Annotated in this window: 14 protein-coding genes; 3 read left to right on the forward strand and 11 right to left on the reverse strand. The window is 31.8% G+C overall.

The window, feature by feature from the left end; all coding sequences use genetic code 11:
• Nucleotide 1 precedes the first annotated feature (1 nt).
• Together H8K90_RS04615 and H8K90_RS04620 are read right to left on the reverse strand one after the other, a co-directional pair.
• Entirely contained in the window at nt 2-175 is a 174-nt protein-coding gene (locus H8K90_RS04615) for a hypothetical protein (RefSeq protein ID WP_186844751.1), read from the reverse strand.
• A 15-nt stretch (nt 176-190) separates the two neighbouring features.
• Nucleotides 191-1,069 (reverse strand): AraC family transcriptional regulator, encoded by an 879-nt coding sequence (locus tag H8K90_RS04620; RefSeq protein ID WP_186844752.1) that lies wholly within the window; start codon nt 1,067-1,069, stop codon nt 191-193.
• A gap of 286 nt (nt 1,070-1,355) precedes the next feature.
• Between H8K90_RS04620 and H8K90_RS04625 the strand changes: the two genes are divergently transcribed.
• Together H8K90_RS04625 and H8K90_RS04630 are read left to right on the forward strand one after the other, a co-directional pair.
• Entirely contained in the window at nt 1,356-1,913 is a 558-nt protein-coding gene (locus tag H8K90_RS04625; protein ID WP_186844753.1) for a hypothetical protein, read from the forward strand.
• A 272-nt stretch (nt 1,914-2,185) separates the two neighbouring features.
• Nucleotides 2,186-2,743 carry a hypothetical protein gene (locus H8K90_RS04630; RefSeq protein WP_186844754.1) on the forward strand — a complete coding sequence of 186 codons (558 nt, stop codon included), beginning with the start codon at nt 2,186-2,188 and terminating at the stop codon, nt 2,741-2,743.
• A 67-nt stretch (nt 2,744-2,810) separates the two neighbouring features.
• Here the strand turns inward: H8K90_RS04630 and H8K90_RS04635 are convergent, their stop codons facing one another.
• The 8 genes from H8K90_RS04635 to hemH all read right to left on the reverse strand — a co-directional run bounded on the left by H8K90_RS04635 (nt 2,811) and on the right by hemH (nt 13,092).
• Complete coding sequence (locus H8K90_RS04635; RefSeq protein ID WP_186844755.1) at nt 2,811-3,884, reverse strand: PA0069 family radical SAM protein; 1,074 nt, start codon at nt 3,882-3,884, stop codon at nt 2,811-2,813.
• A 102-nt stretch (nt 3,885-3,986) separates the two neighbouring features.
• Nucleotides 3,987-4,583 carry a hypothetical protein gene (locus H8K90_RS04640; RefSeq protein WP_186844756.1) on the reverse strand — a complete coding sequence of 199 codons (597 nt, stop codon included), beginning with the start codon at nt 4,581-4,583 and terminating at the stop codon, nt 3,987-3,989.
• Between the two features lie 26 nt (nt 4,584-4,609).
• Nucleotides 4,610-5,392 (reverse strand): enoyl-CoA hydratase/isomerase family protein, encoded by a 783-nt coding sequence (locus H8K90_RS04645; RefSeq protein WP_186844757.1) that lies wholly within the window; start codon nt 5,390-5,392, stop codon nt 4,610-4,612.
• A gap of 129 nt (nt 5,393-5,521) precedes the next feature.
• Nucleotides 5,522-6,976 carry a sensor histidine kinase gene (locus tag H8K90_RS04650; RefSeq protein WP_186844758.1) on the reverse strand — a complete coding sequence of 485 codons (1,455 nt, stop codon included), beginning with the start codon at nt 6,974-6,976 and terminating at the stop codon, nt 5,522-5,524.
• Between the two features lie 41 nt (nt 6,977-7,017).
• Nucleotides 7,018-7,566, reverse strand: coding sequence for a CopD family protein (locus tag H8K90_RS04655; protein ID WP_186844759.1), 549 nt, complete (start codon nt 7,564-7,566; stop codon nt 7,018-7,020).
• Nucleotides 7,566-10,652, reverse strand: coding sequence for a WD40/YVTN/BNR-like repeat-containing protein (locus H8K90_RS04660; protein WP_186844760.1), 3,087 nt, complete (start codon nt 10,650-10,652; stop codon nt 7,566-7,568). The genes H8K90_RS04655 and H8K90_RS04660 overlap by 1 nt, the downstream gene beginning before the upstream one ends.
• 47 nt (nt 10,653-10,699) lie before the next feature.
• Nucleotides 10,700-12,055: an MATE family efflux transporter gene (locus H8K90_RS04665; RefSeq protein WP_186844761.1), complete on the reverse strand. Its 1,356-nt coding sequence runs from the start codon at nt 12,053-12,055 to the stop codon at nt 10,700-10,702.
• On the reverse strand, nt 12,055-13,092 hold the full coding sequence (hemH, locus tag H8K90_RS04670) for a ferrochelatase (RefSeq protein ID WP_186844762.1): 1,038 nt from the start codon (nt 13,090-13,092) through the stop codon (nt 12,055-12,057). Before hemH ends, H8K90_RS04665 begins: the two co-directional genes overlap by 1 nt.
• A 257-nt stretch (nt 13,093-13,349) precedes the next feature.
• Here hemH and H8K90_RS04675 point away from each other — a divergent pair, with 257 nt between their 5' ends.
• Entirely contained in the window at nt 13,350-16,871 is a 3,522-nt protein-coding gene (locus H8K90_RS04675) for a TraB/GumN family protein (protein WP_186844763.1), read from the forward strand.
• On the opposite strand, the gene H8K90_RS04680 is transcribed toward H8K90_RS04675, so the two are convergent.
• Nucleotides 16,868-17,767, reverse strand: a complete 900-nt coding sequence (locus H8K90_RS04680; RefSeq protein WP_186844764.1) for an AraC family transcriptional regulator — start codon at nt 17,765-17,767, stop codon at nt 16,868-16,870. The two genes, H8K90_RS04675 and H8K90_RS04680, sit on opposite strands and share 4 nt — an antisense overlap.
• Nucleotides 17,768-17,873: the final 106 nt, after the last annotated feature.

Raw genomic sequence — 17,873 nt, forward strand, 5'->3', positions numbered from 1 at the left:
ACTAATTTTCTTTCGCTATTTCTAGAGCTGTTAATTTATACTCTATTGCAGCCATTTCTTCTCCATAATGAATAATTTCATCGGGAGTTAAATTGTTCTTAGTATTTACAGTATCTATTATATTTTTACCTTTTTGGGTGTAATACGCAATTGTTATTTCAATTTTATCTTCCATATGTACCAAAATTAATTATTGTACCATTTTCATTAACTCACCTCTATATTTAGAAGCGCTTTTACCTGTGAATTCTTTAAACAGTTTGTTGAAATGCGAAAAATTATTAAAACCACATTCAAAACTAACATCTGCAATACTCATGTGGCTTTCTGAAAGTAATTTGGTTGCATGTACAATACGATACTCATTAACAAGCTTTGTAAATGTTTTACCTGTTACCTTCTTAAAGTAACGACAAAACGCCGGAACCGTCATACTTACCTTGTTTGCTATTTCATCTAAACTTATATGCTCTTTAAAATTTTCGTTAACATGCTTAAAAACAATGTCAATTTTAGCACTGTCTTGTGGTTCAGTTTCAAAAGCAAAACCATCTGCATTTAAAAGTGTGTAATCCTCTGCTTTTGCTAAACTATGTAACACTTCTAATAAAATTAATATCTTTTTAAAGCCTTCTTTTTCATTGAGCTTTTCAATTTTACTCCCAAGCTTCTGTTTTGTTTTTACACCAAAAAGAATCCCTTTTTTAGAACGTTCAAATAAAAGATTGATCTTTTCCATTTCTGGAATATCAAAAAAATGATCACCTAAAAAATCTTGCCTAAACTGCACTAATGTTTCAGAACCATTAATAGTTAATCGATCTGTAAAACCATTGTGAGGTAAATTAGGACCAATTAATAATAGCTGGCTATTATTAAAATAAGATAAATGATTACCTATATGGCGTTTTCCTCTTCCTTTATTAACATATACTAATTCTATCTCTGGATGAAAGTGCCAAAATGGTTTGGTTTCACCCTTATAAACATCCATCTGATGCCTTCTAACTTTAAGTGAACTACCAAATTCGGGGCTAATTTTTTCTAATGTAGGTTTTCTTGATTTCATAGTAGATATATCACTGTAAAGTTACGTTTATTTAGAGAATAAACCTATGTACAATTATCAAAAATGTATACTATTTTATCATTATATGCTAAATTGATTCTTAATTGGGTTAATTATCTATACAAATATACCAAAATCGATGTTTTCTATAAAACAATGTCATAATACATTTGTAGTGTTAAATCATTTAAACTAATTATTTTAAAAAAGCCATTCGTTCATATAAAACTTAAAAAATAGATGGCAGATTTTAATTTTTAGTGTAACCCAAAAAAAATGAAACATTATGAAAACATTATTTAAAAACATTTTAGTATTAGCTGTGATGTTAGGAACGTGCACAAGCTATGCAAATGAAACATTAGAAGTTGTACCTACTTTTAATAATGTAAAAAAAGGGAACTCTATAACTGTTACAGATGCAACAGGATTAATCATCTTTAGTGGTCAAATTAATTTTGATGGCAATATTAGTCGCCTATATAATTTTTCTCAACTAGAGGATGGTATCTATATCCTCGAAGTAAATAAAGATTTTGAAATAAATATTAGTACTGTTGAAGTAAAAGGTAACGTTGTTACTTTTTTAAATAATAAACAGAAAACAATTTTTAAGCCCGTCTTTAGAGTAGAAGATGATTTGCTAATAATTACAAAATTTGGGTTCGATTCTCCAAAAATGCAAGTAGATCTTTATTACGGAGATGAATTAATACACACGGAAAATGTAAAAGGCAGTGAAATTTTAAACCGTGTTTTTAAACTCGACAAAACTATAAAAGGAGATTATTCTGCAGTTGTTAGAACTAATGGCAGAGTATATGTCGAAAACTTTAGAATATAGATTGTTGTTTATATATTAGTTTTTATTTAGTAAAAAGTGGGCTTAGATTATAAGCCCACTTTTTTTGTTTATATAATGCACTCTTCCTTCCAGTAATTATTCTTAATTCTTAAACCTATGGCAGATTATCACTAATCTATACTATATTAACTATATAAAAACATCGATTTCTCATTACGGTTAATTTAGTATACAAATATGCCAAAATCCATGTTTTCCCAGCTTGCAATACGCTATATCTTTGTACCAGAAATCATTCAAATTGATTTATTATGAAAAAATTATTTAAAAAATTTTTAGTATTAGCTGTAGTGTTAGGAACATATACAAGCTACGCAAACGAAGTGTTAGAAGCAACTACAACTTTTAACTACGTAACAAAAGGAAGCCAGATTTTAGTAACAGATGCTTCAGGAGAAGTTATTTATAATGGAGAAGTTAATTATAACGGAAACCTAACAAAACTATTTGATTTTTCACAATTAAAAAATGGAAAGTACACTGTTGAAATTACTAAAGGTTTTGAAATTGAAATCAATACTATTGAAGTAAAAAATAATTCCGTTTCATATATAACAGCTAATAAGAAAACAATTTATAAGCCTGTTGTTAGAAATGAAAACGCTAAAGTTTTAATTTCAAAATTAGATTTTGATTCAAATGAAATGAAGGTGGAACTTTATTTTGAAGGCGAATTAATTAAATCGGAGACTATAAAAGGAAATAAAGTCCTAAACCGTGTGTACAAATTAGACAAAACACTTACAGGCGATTACACAGCCATTATTAAAACTAACGATAGAGTGTTTATTGAAAACTTTACAATTTAGATTGTTGTTTATATATATTAGTTAATTAGTAAAAAGTGGGCTATGCTTAGAGGCCCACTTTTTTTGTTTAAAATAGTTTCATTTGCCCAACCTTATTTTGCTCATGCAATTCTGTATTGAGTTTGGGCATTACTTTATTTTTAAAGTATTTTAATCTTGCTAGTTGTACCAAATCGTTAATCTGTTTGGCTATTTTTCCTTCACCTCGCATCCTTACTCCATATCTGCTTTCATTAAGCGTACCTCCATGGCAATTCTCTATTTGACGTAAGACTTTATCTGCTCTATCTGGCATTGTTTTTTTTATCCAATCTGAAAAAATTTCACCGATAGCTCCGTTTAATCTAACAATAGTATGTGCCAAACTCAATGCACCAGCATCTGAAACAGCTTTTGCCATTGGTAAAATTTCGTGACTATTAATAGAAGGAATAATTGGAGCCAGCATCACATTTACAGGAATACCATTTTTACTTAATTCTTTTACAACTTGAAGCCTCCTTTTTATAGTTGCTGTTCTTGGTTCTAATATTCGTCTTGTATCCTCAGATAGCGATGTAATTGAAACATGTACTGATATTAAATTGTCCTTAGCTAAATCTTTTAAAAGGTCTAAATCTCTAAGAATTAATGCATTTTTAGTAATGATAGCTACAGGGTGTTTGTATTTTAAAAACACTTCTAAACATTGTTTGGTGAGCTCAAATTTTTGCTCTGCAGGTTGATAACAATCCGAATTCCCGGACATTACTATAGGATGCGCTTTCCAACTTTTCTTTTTTAATAAGGTTTCTAAAAGTTCTGGCGCTGATTTTTTAACCAAAATTTTACGCTCAAAATCTAAACCAGCACTATAGCCCCAAAACTCATGACTATTACGTGCATAACAGTAAATACAACCATGTTCGCAACCTTGATACATATTCATGGAATATGCCATACCAACATCTGGACTAGTGACTTTATTAACTATTGTTTTAGGAAATACATTGAAGTATTGCGTTTTGTTTTTGTCGGCCACTTCGCCTTCTTTATGGCAGAATTCTAAGAAATCGTCTCGCATTTCGTAAGACAATTCAAAAAAACGATTGTGCACATTTTGTTGGGCACCACGACCCTTGATTTTAGATTTGGAATTCATTCCATAAAATTATTATGAAATGTTATTGATTGTAGCTACAGGTTGTAGTTTTAACCTTGTTGCTTATTCACAAATTTTGTAAGAATTCTTTTTATTTTTTAATTATAATCTCTCAAATTCATAAGAAGAATTATACCTATGTCCACCACCAATTAATAATAAAAATGCACCTTCGTTGTTTATTGCTTCATTTATAATTAAATGGTTTTCGCTTGAAAGCCCTATACGTCTTTTGCTATTATTACAGTCACCTACCAGATATGGGATTCCTGTACATTTGAGAAAATTATTATCGATGTAAAACATTTTATTTCTTAATGTACCTTCAAACATTGTATCACTTATTTTAATTCCGTTTTCTAGGAGTGATATGTGTAGTTTTTTATTTTCAATCAATTTTAAATTAACTGAATAACTCGAATTATCATTTTTTATTGAATCAAATTTTCTTCTAACACTCCTATTTTCATTAATAATTCTATGATAAGAGTTAGTATACCTCAATGAATCTGCATTATTATCCACATATCGATCACCAAACCTTTGTTTTGGATAAAATGAATAATTCCCATTTAAATTATTCAAGTTCTTGTTGGTTAAAGGTTTTAATTCTTTCCTAAATCCTTTTTTAGAGAACGATGCACACCCAAAACACAATGAGATTAAAACCATTAGAAAAAAACCTCTTAAGATTTTCATTGTAAATATTGGATCACTTAAACCAATCACTTTCCAGGAAAATTAGCCTTACGCTTTTCTAAAAATGCTGTAGTACCTTCAACAAAATCTTCAGTGCCAAAACATTTTCCAAATTGTTTAATTTCTACTTTGTAGCCATCTTTTCCATCTTCGTAATTAGCATTAATAGCCTTTATAGCTTTACCTATTGCTATGGAAGAGTTTCTCATAATTTTACTGGCAATTTTTTCGCAAAGTGGTAGCAATTCATCTTGTTCTACCATATGGTTTACTAAACCGTAACTTAAGGCTTGGTTAGCATCAATCATACCAGCTGTCATAACCATTTCCATAGCTCTGCCTTTACCAACTAATTGCGGTAAACGTTGTGTACCACCATAACCAGGAATAACACCAAGTGATGTTTCTGGTAAGCCCATTTTAGCATTACTACTTGCAACTCTAAAATGACAAGCCATCGCTAATTCTAAACCTCCACCAAGAGCAAAACCATTGACCGCTGCAATAACAGGAGTACTAAGTTGTTCAACAAAATTGAATAGTAAATCTTGACCTTGAGCAGCTAATTTTGCGCCTTCTTTTACATCAAAATCTGCAAACTCACTAATATCTGCACCAGCTACAAAGGCTTTTTCACCACTTCCTGTAATAATAATAACTTTTGTGTCGCTATCATTATTGGCCTCATCAAATGCCTCGTGTAATTCTTGTATAGTATCTTTGTTTAAAGCATTTAACTTATTGGGTCTGTTGATGGTGATAGTTGTTATCCCGTTGTTGTAATCTGATAATATGTTTTCGTAGTTCATTGAAAATTAATTTTATTCCCACTTTCGTGAGAATCTCATTTTTATGTTCTTAAAATTTCCTTGCAAATATTCGAGCAATCACAAAATCTTTTGCTAGTTTGCTACGAGATTCCTGCCTTCGCAGAAATTCTATTCCTTCGGAAAAATAACTGTAAACGTAGTTCCTTTTCCTTGTTGAGATACAAAGTTAATATTTCCATTATAAGTTTCTACAATGTTTTTTACCATAGCTAAGCCTAGTCCCATTCCACTTGTTTTGGTTGTAAATTTAGGTTCAAATACTTTAGCTTTATTTTCCTCAGGAATACCAGAGCCATTATCTTCAATAGTAATATACACCTTATTTTCTTTGCTAAATACTCTCACTTCTATTTTTGGGTGTTCTGTTCCTTCTGGTATGGCTTGAATGCCGTTTTTCACTAAGTTGGTAACTACTCTTATGAGTTGTGTTCTATCAAATTTTGCAATAATTTCCTCTTCTTCTGGATAAAATGTAATGTAATGTTCGTTAAAAATATCTAAGGCTAACTTTACAATAAGTACAACATTTAACACCTCTTTCTTTTGAGCTGGCATTTTAGCAAAATTAGAAAATGCCGAAGCTATAGAACTCATGGTATCAATTTGTTGAATTAACGTATTGCTATATTCTTCAACTTTTTGGTGAATGTTTTCATCTTCGGGATTGAACTTACGCTGAAAACTTTGAACACTTAAACGCATTGGTGTTAGTGGGTTTTTTATCTCGTGTGCCACTTGTTTTGCCATTTCTCTCCAAGCTTGTTCACGCTCACTTGTTGCTAATTTCACAGCACTATCCTCTAATTCGTCAATCATACTATTATACGATTTAACAAGTGTTTCAATTTCGTCGCTTGAAGATTCTATTACAATTTTTTTATTGCGTTTTTCAAGTCTAATCTCATTCATTTTATCACTAATGGTTTTTAATGATTTTGTAATGTATTTAGAAATGAAATACGCAAATACTATTGCAGCTAAAATCATTGCTAGATAAGCAAAACTTAGCCTTCCCATAAATTCATCTAATTCCTTATTTAAAAAATCATCATCTTCTAAATAGGGTAAATTTAAAATCGCTAGATTCTTAAATTTTCTATCAGTTATATATGTGTAAGATGATTGAAATATTTGCCCATTTTCTTCATTTTTTACAACATAACGATGGTCTAAAGTATTCGACAACTGATTTAGAATTTCTGCATCTAAGCATATTTCCGTAGTGTCTCTATAGATGGCACGTTTAGAGCTTTTTAACAATTGCCCTTCTAAATCGTAGATCATAATTTTTTGACTATGAACGGCATCAATATCAAAAATAACATCTTTAAATATCAGTGGAATATTCTCTGAAGTAACAGGATAGGTTGTTTCTCTAAGCGCAAATTCTATGCTGCGTCTTATTGCTCTTTCTTTTCTTTCTAGTCGCTCTTTGTGATAATCTTTAGCCTCTTCATTGTACTGATAGATTGTAACTACTGCAATTAAAACTGAAGCCAATAACACCAACAGTATCATGGCTACAAATATTCTTGCTCTTAAGGACAGTCGTTTAATTTTCATCAGTGATTACAATGGACTAAATATAGCAATAATCAAGCCAACTAGGCATTGGGATTTTTAGAACGAATATTTTTATAGAGTTTAAAACCTAACATAAGTAATATTCCTAAAACTACAATTCCTAGAACTCCAAAAATCCAATTGATAGAATTTTTTAAAATCACCAGAAAAACAACAGCAAATAAAATAAATGTTGCTCCTTCGTTCCAAATACGCATAAAGTTAGAGGTTACTTTAACCTCATCTTTTTGCAATTGCTTAAAATAAATATGCGTTTTATAATGGTAAATAAATAATAATAATACAAAAGTGAGTTTTACATGCATCCAACCTTGGTCTAACCAACTTGGCATTAACACAATCAACCAAACAGCAAATAAAGTCGCCAAAATTGCAGATGGCCAAGTAATGATAAACCATAAACGTTTCGACATTAATTTTAGTTGTTTTCCTAAAATTTCCTTTTCAGGTGAAGGCTTGTGAAAGGCTTCTATTTGGTATACAAACAAACGCGGAATGTAAAACAGACCAGCAAACCATGTAATTACAAAGATTAGGTGTAGGGATTTTATGTAATTGTAGTATTCCATTAATCCTCAACAAATAAATAATTCAACTGTTTTGCATTAAACGCAGCATTAAATGCTTTTACCTCATCATTTAAAATGGTATTAAACGCAGTAAGTTGTTTTTCAATCTTTGTTGTTAATTCATTCTTTACTGCAATGTCTTGTTCGGTTGGTGCAAAATCACCCATACCTACTAACGAGTTTAAGTGTCCTAATTTGTTGGTTAACTTAATCGGGAAGTTTAATGGGTCTTGTCCACTTCTATTTTTGGTTTGATATAACTCTTTTTCAATATTAGACAGTTGTTCTTCTAAAGCCTTAGCTTTCTCTAATAATTCCTTTACATTATCATCACCTTTATATTGTTTTTGAAACGCTCCAAGTTGTTTATTAACTGCTCTTATTTTCTTGATAGATTTATGAGCATCATCCATCGTTTTATTGACGTCTTTTATAAAAGCAAACTGCTTTTTCATATCATCTAAAGTACTTTCTGCTCTCGGGTCCGCAACAATCGTAAATGATTGCGATTGCTCTTGTCCATTTACGTTTAGGCTTACCTTATAATCTCCAGGAATTGCTCTAGGACCTTGTAAGCTTGCCCACCATAAAATCATACCTGGTAAACGCTCAGCTCCATCGTAAGTCATATTCCACACAAATTGATTTGCACCTTTCTTAGCAGTCAATTTATTCTTCTTATCTTTTGTAGAATAGGTTTTAATTGTGTCTCCTTTAGTATCAAAATAGGTTAAAGATATTTTATCATCCTCCTTAAAATCCTTCAAATTAAAATAAGTTATAACACCACTTGGATGATTAGTACCAGTTGTTTTGCTTCCTGCCCGACCACCTCCTCGCATTCTATAAGTATCTTTGGGTTTAAACAATAAATTCTTGTTTAAATCTGCATCGAACAACTGGTGGATTACCGTTAAATCGTCAATTATCCAAAGACTTCTACCCTGTGTTGCCACAATCAAATTATTGTCTTTAATCGTTAAATCTGTGATTGGCACTATAGGCAAGTTTAACTGAAATGGTTTCCAATCTTTACCATCATTAAACGAAATATACATACCTGTTTCTGTACCAGCATACAGTAAGCCTTTTCGTTTTGGGTCTTCTCTAAGTACTCTAGTAAAATGCTCTGGATTGATCCCATTTGTGATTTTTGTCCAGCTCTTTCCGTAATTAGTTGTTTTATACAAGTATGGAGCAAAGTCACCTGATTTGTATTTAGTACCAGTTACATAACAAGTACCTTCATCAAAAGCACTTGGCTCAATACTATTAATCATCATCCATTCTGGCATTCCTTTAGGTGTAACATCTGTCCAGGTTTTGCCTCCATCTTGTGTGACATTGATTAAGCCATCATCACTACCAACCCAAAGTAAACCTTCCTTTAATGGAGATTCATTTGCTGCAAAAATGGTGCAATAATATTCTACCGATGTATTGTCTTGGGTGATTGGTCCTCCCGAGGATTTTAGCTTTTCAGGATCATTGCGCGTTAAATCTGGGCTGATAATATCCCAAGATTGTCCTTCATTTTCCGTTACATGTACATGCTGAGAAAAGGTATATAAACGATTTGGGTTGTGTCTTGAAAATATAATAGGAAAATTCCACTGAAAACGATATTTCATTCCTTCGGCTCCATGACCCATTGGATTATCTGGCCAAACGTTGATAGCTCTTACAGTTCCTGTTTTATGATTTACTCTGGTTAAAAAACCATCATAACTTCCACCATATACAATATCATTATCTTCTGGATCTACTGCTATATGAGCAGATTCACCACCTGCAGTGCTTTCCCAATCATCTTCAGAAATGCTTCTGCCATCAGTTCTGTGTGGAATTCTAACTGTAGAATTATCTTGTTGGGCTGCATAAATACGATATGGAAACGCATTATCTGTAGTAACTCTATAAAATTGAGAGGTTGGTTGGTTGTGATAAGTACTCCAAGTTTCACCTCCATCATAAGTTACTTGTGCACCACCATCATCACCAATAATCATGCGTTTTGGATCTTCAGGAGCAATCCATAAATCGTGGTGATCTCCGTGAGGAGCATTGTAGGTACTAAATGTTTTTCCACCATCAGAACTTTTATGATAACGCACGTTTAAAACATATACTGTATTTACATCCTCTGTGTCAGCATAAACACGTGTGTAATACCAAGCACGTTGACGTAATTTACGTTCGCTATTAACTTGTATCCAAGTTTCACCTCCATCATCGCTTCGGTATAAGCCACCTTTATCTTTATTCTCAATTATAGACCAAATACGTTGACTATTTAAAGGTGACACAGTAACTCCAATGATTCCTAAAGTACCATCTGGAAAGCCTTTGTTCGTAGAAATCTCTGTCCAAGTTTCGCCACTATCTGTACTTTTCCATAGCGCAGAACCTTCACCACCAGAATTTAAACTGTATGGAGTTCTGTTAATTCTCCATGTTGAAGCATATAAAACTCTTGGATTTGTAGGATCCATTATTAAATCTACAACACCTGCATGCGCATTTGAAAATAAGGTTTTCTTCCATGTTTTTCCTCCATCAATACTTTTATAAACTCCACGCTCTTGTGTTGGTTTATACAGATTTCCCATAACACCAGCATAAACTATGTTATGATTCGTTGGATCTACTGCAATACGTGGCACATGTCTAGAGTTTTTTAATCCTGAAGATTTCCAAGTTTTACCTGCATCTACACTTTTCCAGATACCATAACCAGACGACACATTTCCTCTTACGGTTTTTTCGCCACCACCAACATATATAACATTAGGATCACTTTTAGAAACTGTAATTGCGCCTATACTTCCACCGAAAAAGCCATCAGAAATATTTTCCCATTGACGTCCTCCATTGGTTGTTTTCCAAATACCACCACCTGTTGATCCAAAATAATAGAGATTGGGTTGATTTGGCACTCCTGTAACAGCTGCACTTCGTCCTCCTCTAAAGGGCCCAATGAGACGATACTCTAAAGCATCATAATCTGATTCTTGAAAATTTTGAGATTGAAGATTTAAACTTAAAAATGATAGCAGAATTACTGCAATAATGGTTGGAAATCGCATATTAGTAATATGATTGGTTATAGAATCCTAAAATTACGGATTAAAAATTATTCTATCTCCTTTGATAATAAATTTAACTTTATCTCTCGTCTTAGGAAATATGCTGTAACAATAGTCGATAACACATCTGAAACTGGAAATGCAATCCAAATCCCTAATTCACCATAAAAAATAGGGAGAATGTACATTAATGGTATAAAAAATATGGCCTGTCTAGTAAGTGTTAATAAAAGGGCTGGTAGCGCTTTACCTACCGCTTGAAAGTATGCTGCACCTATAAGTTGCAAAGCTAAAATTGGTACAGCAGCAAACGCCCAACGCATATTATTTGGTGTTTCATTTATAACATCAGCATCAGTGGTAAACCATTTGGTAATCACCTCTGGAAAAAACATTAAACCTATAAAAACAATTGAACCTAAAAGTGTTGCATATTTTATGGCTGTAGCAATCACCTCTTTTACACGATCGTATTTTTTTGCTCCATAATTATAACCTGCAATTGGTATAAACCCTTGCGTAATACCAAAAACTGGAAATAAGACAAACATCATCATTCTACCAACAATTGCATAAGCAGTTACCGATGTTTCGCCTCCGAAATTGAAAAGCGCATTATTAACTAATAAAAAAGTAACACTTACAACAGCCTGTCTCGCTAAGGTCACAAAACCTAAAGAACCTATTTCAGATACAATTGTTTTATCTAATCTAAATTGAGAGAAGTTGATTTTTAATTCGGAATTATTCGACATAAAGAACCAAAAAATAAATATAAAAGACACTATATAAGAACCTGTTGTTGCCCAAGCAGCACCTTCCATTCCGTAATCTAAAACATTGATAAAAATATAGTCGAAAAGTAAATTGCCAATAGATGGTATTAACATTGCATACATAGCAAATTTTGGCTTACCTTCTGCTCTAATGACATTATTACCCATCATTACAAAGCCCAAAACTGGAACTCCATAAAGAATAATTTCATAATACACTTTTGCAGGTTCAAAAATATTACCTTTTCCACCAAAAGCAGGTATTAAGGTGTCTACAAACAACAAACCAAATACGGCAAAAGTAACCGTAAATAATAGGGTTAATGTAATCTGATTTCCAAAAGTTTTAAGGGCTTTAGCTTTATTATCTGCACCAAGTGCTCTAGAGATAATTGAAGATCCACCAACACCAATTGCCATACCTAAAGCAGCAATAAAAAACGAAACAGGTAATACCACATTAATAGCGGCAATAGCTGTAGAACCAATCCAGTTGCCTACAAAAATAGTATCTACAAGTATGTTTAGAGACATCACCAAAATACCAATAGACGCAGGTACTGCTTGTCTTATAAGTAATTTTCCTATTGGCTGATTCCCTAAATCTTGTGACGATACATTTGCCATTAAATAGTTGAAATTTCAGGCGTTGCCCACTCCTCAATAATATTGGTTAATACCTGAGCAAAATCATCACGCTCATTTAAACAAGGAATTACTGTGAATTCCTTTCCTCCTACTTCATGGAAAATTTCTTCGCCTTCCATAGCAATTTCTTCTAATGTTTCTAAACAATCACTTACAAAAGCTGGAGTGACAATTGCCATCTTTTTAGTACCAGCTTTACCCATTCTTTCAATGGTGCGATCTGTATAAGGTTTTAACCAAGGATCAAAACCAAGTCTAGATTGAAAGGTGGTTGAATATGTACCATTTTTTAAGCCAAGTTTTTTAGCGACGTTAACTGTGGTAATTTCGCATTGGTGACGATAACAGAACTCGTGCTGTTTACTACTCATTTTAAAACAGCATTTACCGTTCATCTTACAATTTCCATTTGTAATATCACTTTTGCGAATATGACGCTCTGGAACACCATGATAACTGAATAAAATATGTTCGTAATCTAATCCGGTTAAAACTTCACCAATACTTTTTGAAAGCACATTAACGTAATCTTCGCGATTATAAAATGCCGGTGTTCGTGTAATTTTTACTTCAGGAAAATATTCTGCAACTAGTTCATCTATCTTAACATCGATAGTTTCAGTCGTTGCCATAGCAAATTGTGGATATAATGGAATGGTTTTTATTTCTGTACAACCTTTATCGACTAACTCTTGCAGTCCATTTTTGAGTGTCATACTTCCATAACGCATAGCCAAAGCAACAGGATAATCTACTTTTTTTTGAACTTTCTCTTGTAGCCTTTCCGATAAAACAATTAATGGAGAACCCTCTTCCCACCAAATCTTTTTGTAAGCTTCTGCCGATGCTTTTGGTCTTGTATTTAAAATTATACCCTTAACTAAAAGGGTTCTTGCCCAAAGAGGTACATCGATAACACGCTCGTCCATTAAAAATTCACCCAAATATTTTTTTACATCCTTTGGGTTTGGGCTATCTGGCGAACCTAGATTAACTAGTAAAATTCCTTTTTTCATATACATTTTACATTAAATGGAAATCTATTTATTAGTCTTCAAATAATAATAAAACAAAAATACAACACTAATTACAATACTAATTATTTGTATCTATTAGTTTTATTTATAACTGTATCACTAAATATTTTCTAATTTTATTTGTTCTTACAGCAAGATAAATCATCTAAGCTATTTGTTTTTTAACGAGTATTAGTGATTGCATATGGCTGTTTCAAAGAATTAAATATCTTTACAAGCCTTGATTAAATTTTATTATGAAAAAATTTCTTACCGCCCTAATAATTACTTTTTCAATTACGTGTTTTGCACAACAAAAATATCAAAGTTTACTTTGGGAAATTTCAGGAAATGGTCTTGAGAAGCCTTCTTACCTATATGGCACCATGCATGTAAGTAAAAAAGTGGCTTTTCGATTAGACGATGTATTCTACAAAGCACTTAATGAAAGTGACTGCGTTGCATTAGAATCTGACCCAACCACTTGGCCAGGTTTTAATTACGAAATGATGGTTGGAGAAATGGGCTATTACAATAACTACAGAAATGAGTTTTACACCAACCTATTTAAACTTTCACATCCTGAAGAAATGGCCGTTAGAGGCTCTTTAAGAATGGATAATAATGCTGTAAATGCTTATTTATACAGAAAAAATAACGCTTCAGATAATTTTGAAGAAGAAACCTACTTGGATATGTTTATTTTCCAAGCAGGAAAGAAAAATAATAAAGACATTTATGGTTTAGAAGATTTGGCAGAATCTCGATATTTAACAACCAAAGCAGCTTATAATGCAGATAAAAAGGACTTAGACCCTTGGCTACAGAAATTATTTGCTAAAGAGAATCCTTACCTCATCCAAGAAAACTTATATCGCGATAGAAATTTAGACTTACTAGATTCAATTGGAGCTGGTGTAAACACCAAATTCTACAGAGAAAACATGCTTTTTATTAGAAATGAAAACATGGTTATTTCTTTAGAGGAATTAATGCCAACCAAGTCTGTATTTGCTGGTGTTGGTGCTGCTCATTTACCTGGAGAAAAAGGGATGATAAATATGCTACGCCAAAGAGGTTACACAGTTAAAGCCTTAACCTCAGAGCAAACAGATTATAGTAAAACGGAAAAGGTAAAACTCGATAGTCTTTTTGTAGCTCCAGTACTTAAAATGCACAGTACACCAGATGGCTTTTTAAGCTTAAATACTTATGATGAGCTCCGAGAGCTTTCTTACGGTGGGCAAAAATATTATCTAGACCCAGATATGACTAATGGTGCATATTTAACTGTAAATAGAATCAGTCGTTTTTTGTATTTACCTAACGAAAAAGAAAACATCACTTTAAAAGATATTGATGATTTATTATATGAAGATATTCCTGGAGATATTATAAAAAAGGAAGAATTAACCACTCCATATCCAGGTCTTAGTATTGTAAATAAAACAAAGAAAGGGGAATTTCAGAAATATCATATTTATCAAACTCCTTTAGAGATTATTATTATAAAATTTGCAGGTCGTAGCGATTTTATTTTAAAGCATGAAAGCAAAATTTTTAATTCAATTGTATTAAAAAGTCCTACTGAAACAAACACATTATTTGTATCTCCAAATAAAAAGTTTCAAGTTAATTTTCCAGAATATTTTATAACCAGCAACATGCAGAATAGTGGAAAAAAACTATTAGAAGGTTATAAAAATGATGCTTATTATTTTATTGAAGAAGCTGCGCTTCATGACATGTCATATATTGAAGAAGATAGTTTTGAGGCTAAATATTTTCATCATGCATTATATAAAAACTACAAACTTAAAGAAGCTAAAGGTGGCTTTAAGTCTGGTGACTATAAATCCTATGAGTCTTATGCTGTTTTAGATTCTACAACAAATAAAAATTTACATCTTAAAACCATTGTTAAAGATGGAAGCTACTATTTATTAGGATATGTTGGCAAAAATGAAGCTGATAAAACTGACTTTTTCAAATCTTTTAAATTCAATAAGACTGATTATAAAAACTTTGAAAAGGTAATAGATACATCTTTACATTTTACTGTAAAAACAAATGCTAAAGCACCATTACCAAATCCTTATAGCTATGGTTATAATAATAAAGATGCAAAGGATTACGAGGAAAAAACAAAACAAACTGTTTATTCTACAAATGCTAACGAACAAATATCTGTTTCTAGAACTAAGTTTCACGACCTGCAAATGTTTCATAATGTAGATAGTTTATGGAAAAACACTGAGCAGAAAATAAATTTTAGCACACGCTATTACAAGCCAGATAAAATCTTTAAAATTTCTAACCGTAAAACATCTAAGGTAGACGGTATCTACGCTTATAGTTTCAGCTATACAGATTCTGCAAGTGCTAAACAGGTTTTAGTAAAAAATATTTTAAAAGAAGGAGTTCTGTTTGAGTTAAAGACCTTAGTAGATTCTATTAGCGGTCCTTCTACTTTTGTAAAAGAATTTTACGACTCATTTACACCTAAAGACACGCTTTTAGGTCAAAATGTTTTTAAAGATAAAACGAAGCAATTTTTTGAAGCTTTAAAGGCAAAAGATAGTATCGTTTTAGAATCATTTAATCTTATTAAGTTTAAGAAGCACAACAGTAAAGACATAGTTGCTATTCTTAAAGATTTTGAATTTGATAAAGAACGTTTAGAGATTAAATCGCATCTTGTTGAGCAATTAATTGAAATTGACTTAAAAAATAATTTACCGTTTATAAAACAGTTGTATTACGATAGTTATTCCGATCCACAAACCCAAACGTCAATTCTCGAAGGTCTGTTAGATTCTAACAAAAAAGACTCTTACAATTTGGCGTTAGACCTAATGGAACGCGATTTACCATTAAATGGAGTTGGCAGTATTTTCTATACTTATTTTGGTAAGGATTCGTTAGAGCTAAAAGCGTCCTTATTCCCTAAAATATTACAATACAGTTCTATAAACGAATACAAGCAACCTCTCTATAATTTATTAGTAAGAGTAAAGGATAGTGGTCATATAAAACCAAAAAGTTATTCTAAATACAAAAATCAGTTAATTAACGATGGAAAGATAGAAGTAAAACGAAGTTTAGGTAATCAATCTAATAACTATGGTTACAATGCTTACTCTAATGACCTATCAACTTATGTTAAACTAATTTTTCCATACAGAAAGGAAACTTCTGCCCAAGATTTCTTCGAGAAATTGCTAAATGTAGATGATAAATCGGCACTTGTAGATTATTACATTTTACTCACCAAGCATAAAGAATCTATACCTAAAAAATTAAAGGAAAAGATTTTAGACGATGAGGAAAACCAATACTTATTGCTAGAAAAGTTAGATAAAGCTAAGTTATTAAGCAAACTAAAATCTATTAATATTAGTCAACAACAATTTGCTAAATCTAAACTCTTGTCTAATGCGCAGTACGAAAAAGAAAAAGACTCTGTAACTTTTGTTTTAAAACGAGATTTTGTAACAGACAAAGGAAAAGATGCTGTGATGTATTTCTTTAAAATTGACAAAGACAATGAGTATTCTGGTAAGTCCGAAATTTTACATTACATCTCTTTTATAAAACCAAAAGATCCTAAACGGTTAGTTGTAGAATTTTATAAAAAATCCAATAATTACGGTACAGAAATCGATAAGACCAAAGAGCTAGAAGAACAGTATAACGAAATTATCAACTTAGCAATCTATAAAGATAGAAAGCGTGTAACGCCTAGTGCCCGTGGAGGTGGTAATTATTATGATTATTAACTAGAACCCATAATATACTTCTTTGGCGTAGTTCCAAATTTCTTTTTAAAAGCTGCAATAAAATGGCTCCCTGTGCTGTATCCCACTTTTAGACCAACTTCGTTAACGTTATAATCTCCAGATTCTAAAAGTTTGCGAGCCACTTCCATTTTATAGTCAAACAAAAAGCTAAAGACAGAATCACCATAAATTTGCTTAAAGCCTTCCTTTAATTTTTTAAGGCTTAAATCTATTTCGTCCGCTAACTCTTGTAGTGTTGGCGGTTCGGCCATATTAGCAATAATGATATCTTTGGCCTTTTTAAGTTTGGCCACATTAACCTCATCGACTAAAAATGGGCATTGCTCAATATCTGCATCTTCACTTCGGTTAAAAAACAAGCTCAATAATTCATATGTCTTTCCTTTAAAGTATAATTGCTTTATAGAACTATTGAGGTTAAAACTCATTAACTGATTTAAAACCACAGCCATAGAAGGTGAAATCTTTCCATCTTTATAATATTTTTTATCTCTATTATCGTCGGTTAAAAATGTTACATAATTAGCATCATCGGAAAATAATCCATGGAATTTTTTTATCGAAATTACCAAAGACACCAACCAAGAATGTGGTTTCATTTCTAAATGAATGGGTAAATCTCGCTGCGGATTATAAAGTAAAAGCGAGGTGTCTTCATTAATATTTAGTGTGTAACTACCTTGATTAAACACAAAATTCAATGCTCCTTTGGTACAAAAATGAAACTGAATGTAGCTGCTATCAATCTCGCGTTCAAGAATTTCTACAGAATTATTTTCATTTTTATGGGTTAACACAAAAAAGCCATCTTCTATAAATGTTTCTTCAAAAGTTCCTGTAGCGATACTTTTTGAAGGTAGATTTTCTAAATTCATTTTGCTTTTATTTAGATTCGTTCTAAACAAAGAGCTAAACAGCCCTTGATTTCACTACAAAAATATGATAAATATCATGTTTTTGTAAAAAACAATCTTAAAAAAC

The organism is Winogradskyella echinorum (assembly GCF_014297365.1).
GTDB lineage: Bacteria > Bacteroidota > Bacteroidia > Flavobacteriales > Flavobacteriaceae > Winogradskyella > Winogradskyella echinorum.

Excerpts from the sequence above, each read along its gene's own strand:
- H8K90_RS04630 (WP_186844754.1), top strand. The coding sequence starts at position 2,186 with ATGAAAAAATTATTTAAAAAATTTTTAGTATTAGCTGTAGTGTTAGGA.
- H8K90_RS04675 (WP_186844763.1), top strand. The coding sequence starts at position 13,350 with ATGAAAAAATTTCTTACCGCCCTAATAATTACTTTTTCAATTACGTGT.
- H8K90_RS04660 (WP_186844760.1), bottom strand. The coding sequence starts at position 10,652 with ATGCGATTTCCAACCATTATTGCAGTAATTCTGCTATCATTTTTAAGT.
- H8K90_RS04650 (WP_186844758.1), bottom strand. The coding sequence starts at position 6,976 with ATGAAAATTAAACGACTGTCCTTAAGAGCAAGAATATTTGTAGCCATG.
- H8K90_RS04665 (WP_186844761.1), bottom strand. The coding sequence starts at position 12,055 with ATGGCAAATGTATCGTCACAAGATTTAGGGAATCAGCCAATAGGAAAA.
- H8K90_RS04645 (WP_186844757.1), bottom strand. The coding sequence starts at position 5,392 with ATGAACTACGAAAACATATTATCAGATTACAACAACGGGATAACAACT.
- H8K90_RS04680 (WP_186844764.1), bottom strand. The coding sequence starts at position 17,767 with ATGAATTTAGAAAATCTACCTTCAAAAAGTATCGCTACAGGAACTTTT.
- H8K90_RS04625 (WP_186844753.1), top strand. The coding sequence starts at position 1,356 with ATGAAAACATTATTTAAAAACATTTTAGTATTAGCTGTGATGTTAGGA.
- hemH (WP_186844762.1), bottom strand. The coding sequence starts at position 13,092 with ATGAAAAAAGGAATTTTACTAGTTAATCTAGGTTCGCCAGATAGCCCA.
- H8K90_RS04655 (WP_186844759.1), bottom strand. The coding sequence starts at position 7,566 with ATGGAATACTACAATTACATAAAATCCCTACACCTAATCTTTGTAATT.
- H8K90_RS04640 (WP_186844756.1), bottom strand. The coding sequence starts at position 4,583 with ATGAAAATCTTAAGAGGTTTTTTTCTAATGGTTTTAATCTCATTGTGT.
- H8K90_RS04620 (WP_186844752.1), bottom strand. The coding sequence starts at position 1,069 with ATGAAATCAAGAAAACCTACATTAGAAAAAATTAGCCCCGAATTTGGT.
- H8K90_RS04615 (WP_186844751.1), bottom strand. The coding sequence starts at position 175 with ATGGAAGATAAAATTGAAATAACAATTGCGTATTACACCCAAAAAGGT.
- H8K90_RS04635 (WP_186844755.1), bottom strand. The coding sequence starts at position 3,884 with ATGAATTCCAAATCTAAAATCAAGGGTCGTGGTGCCCAACAAAATGTG.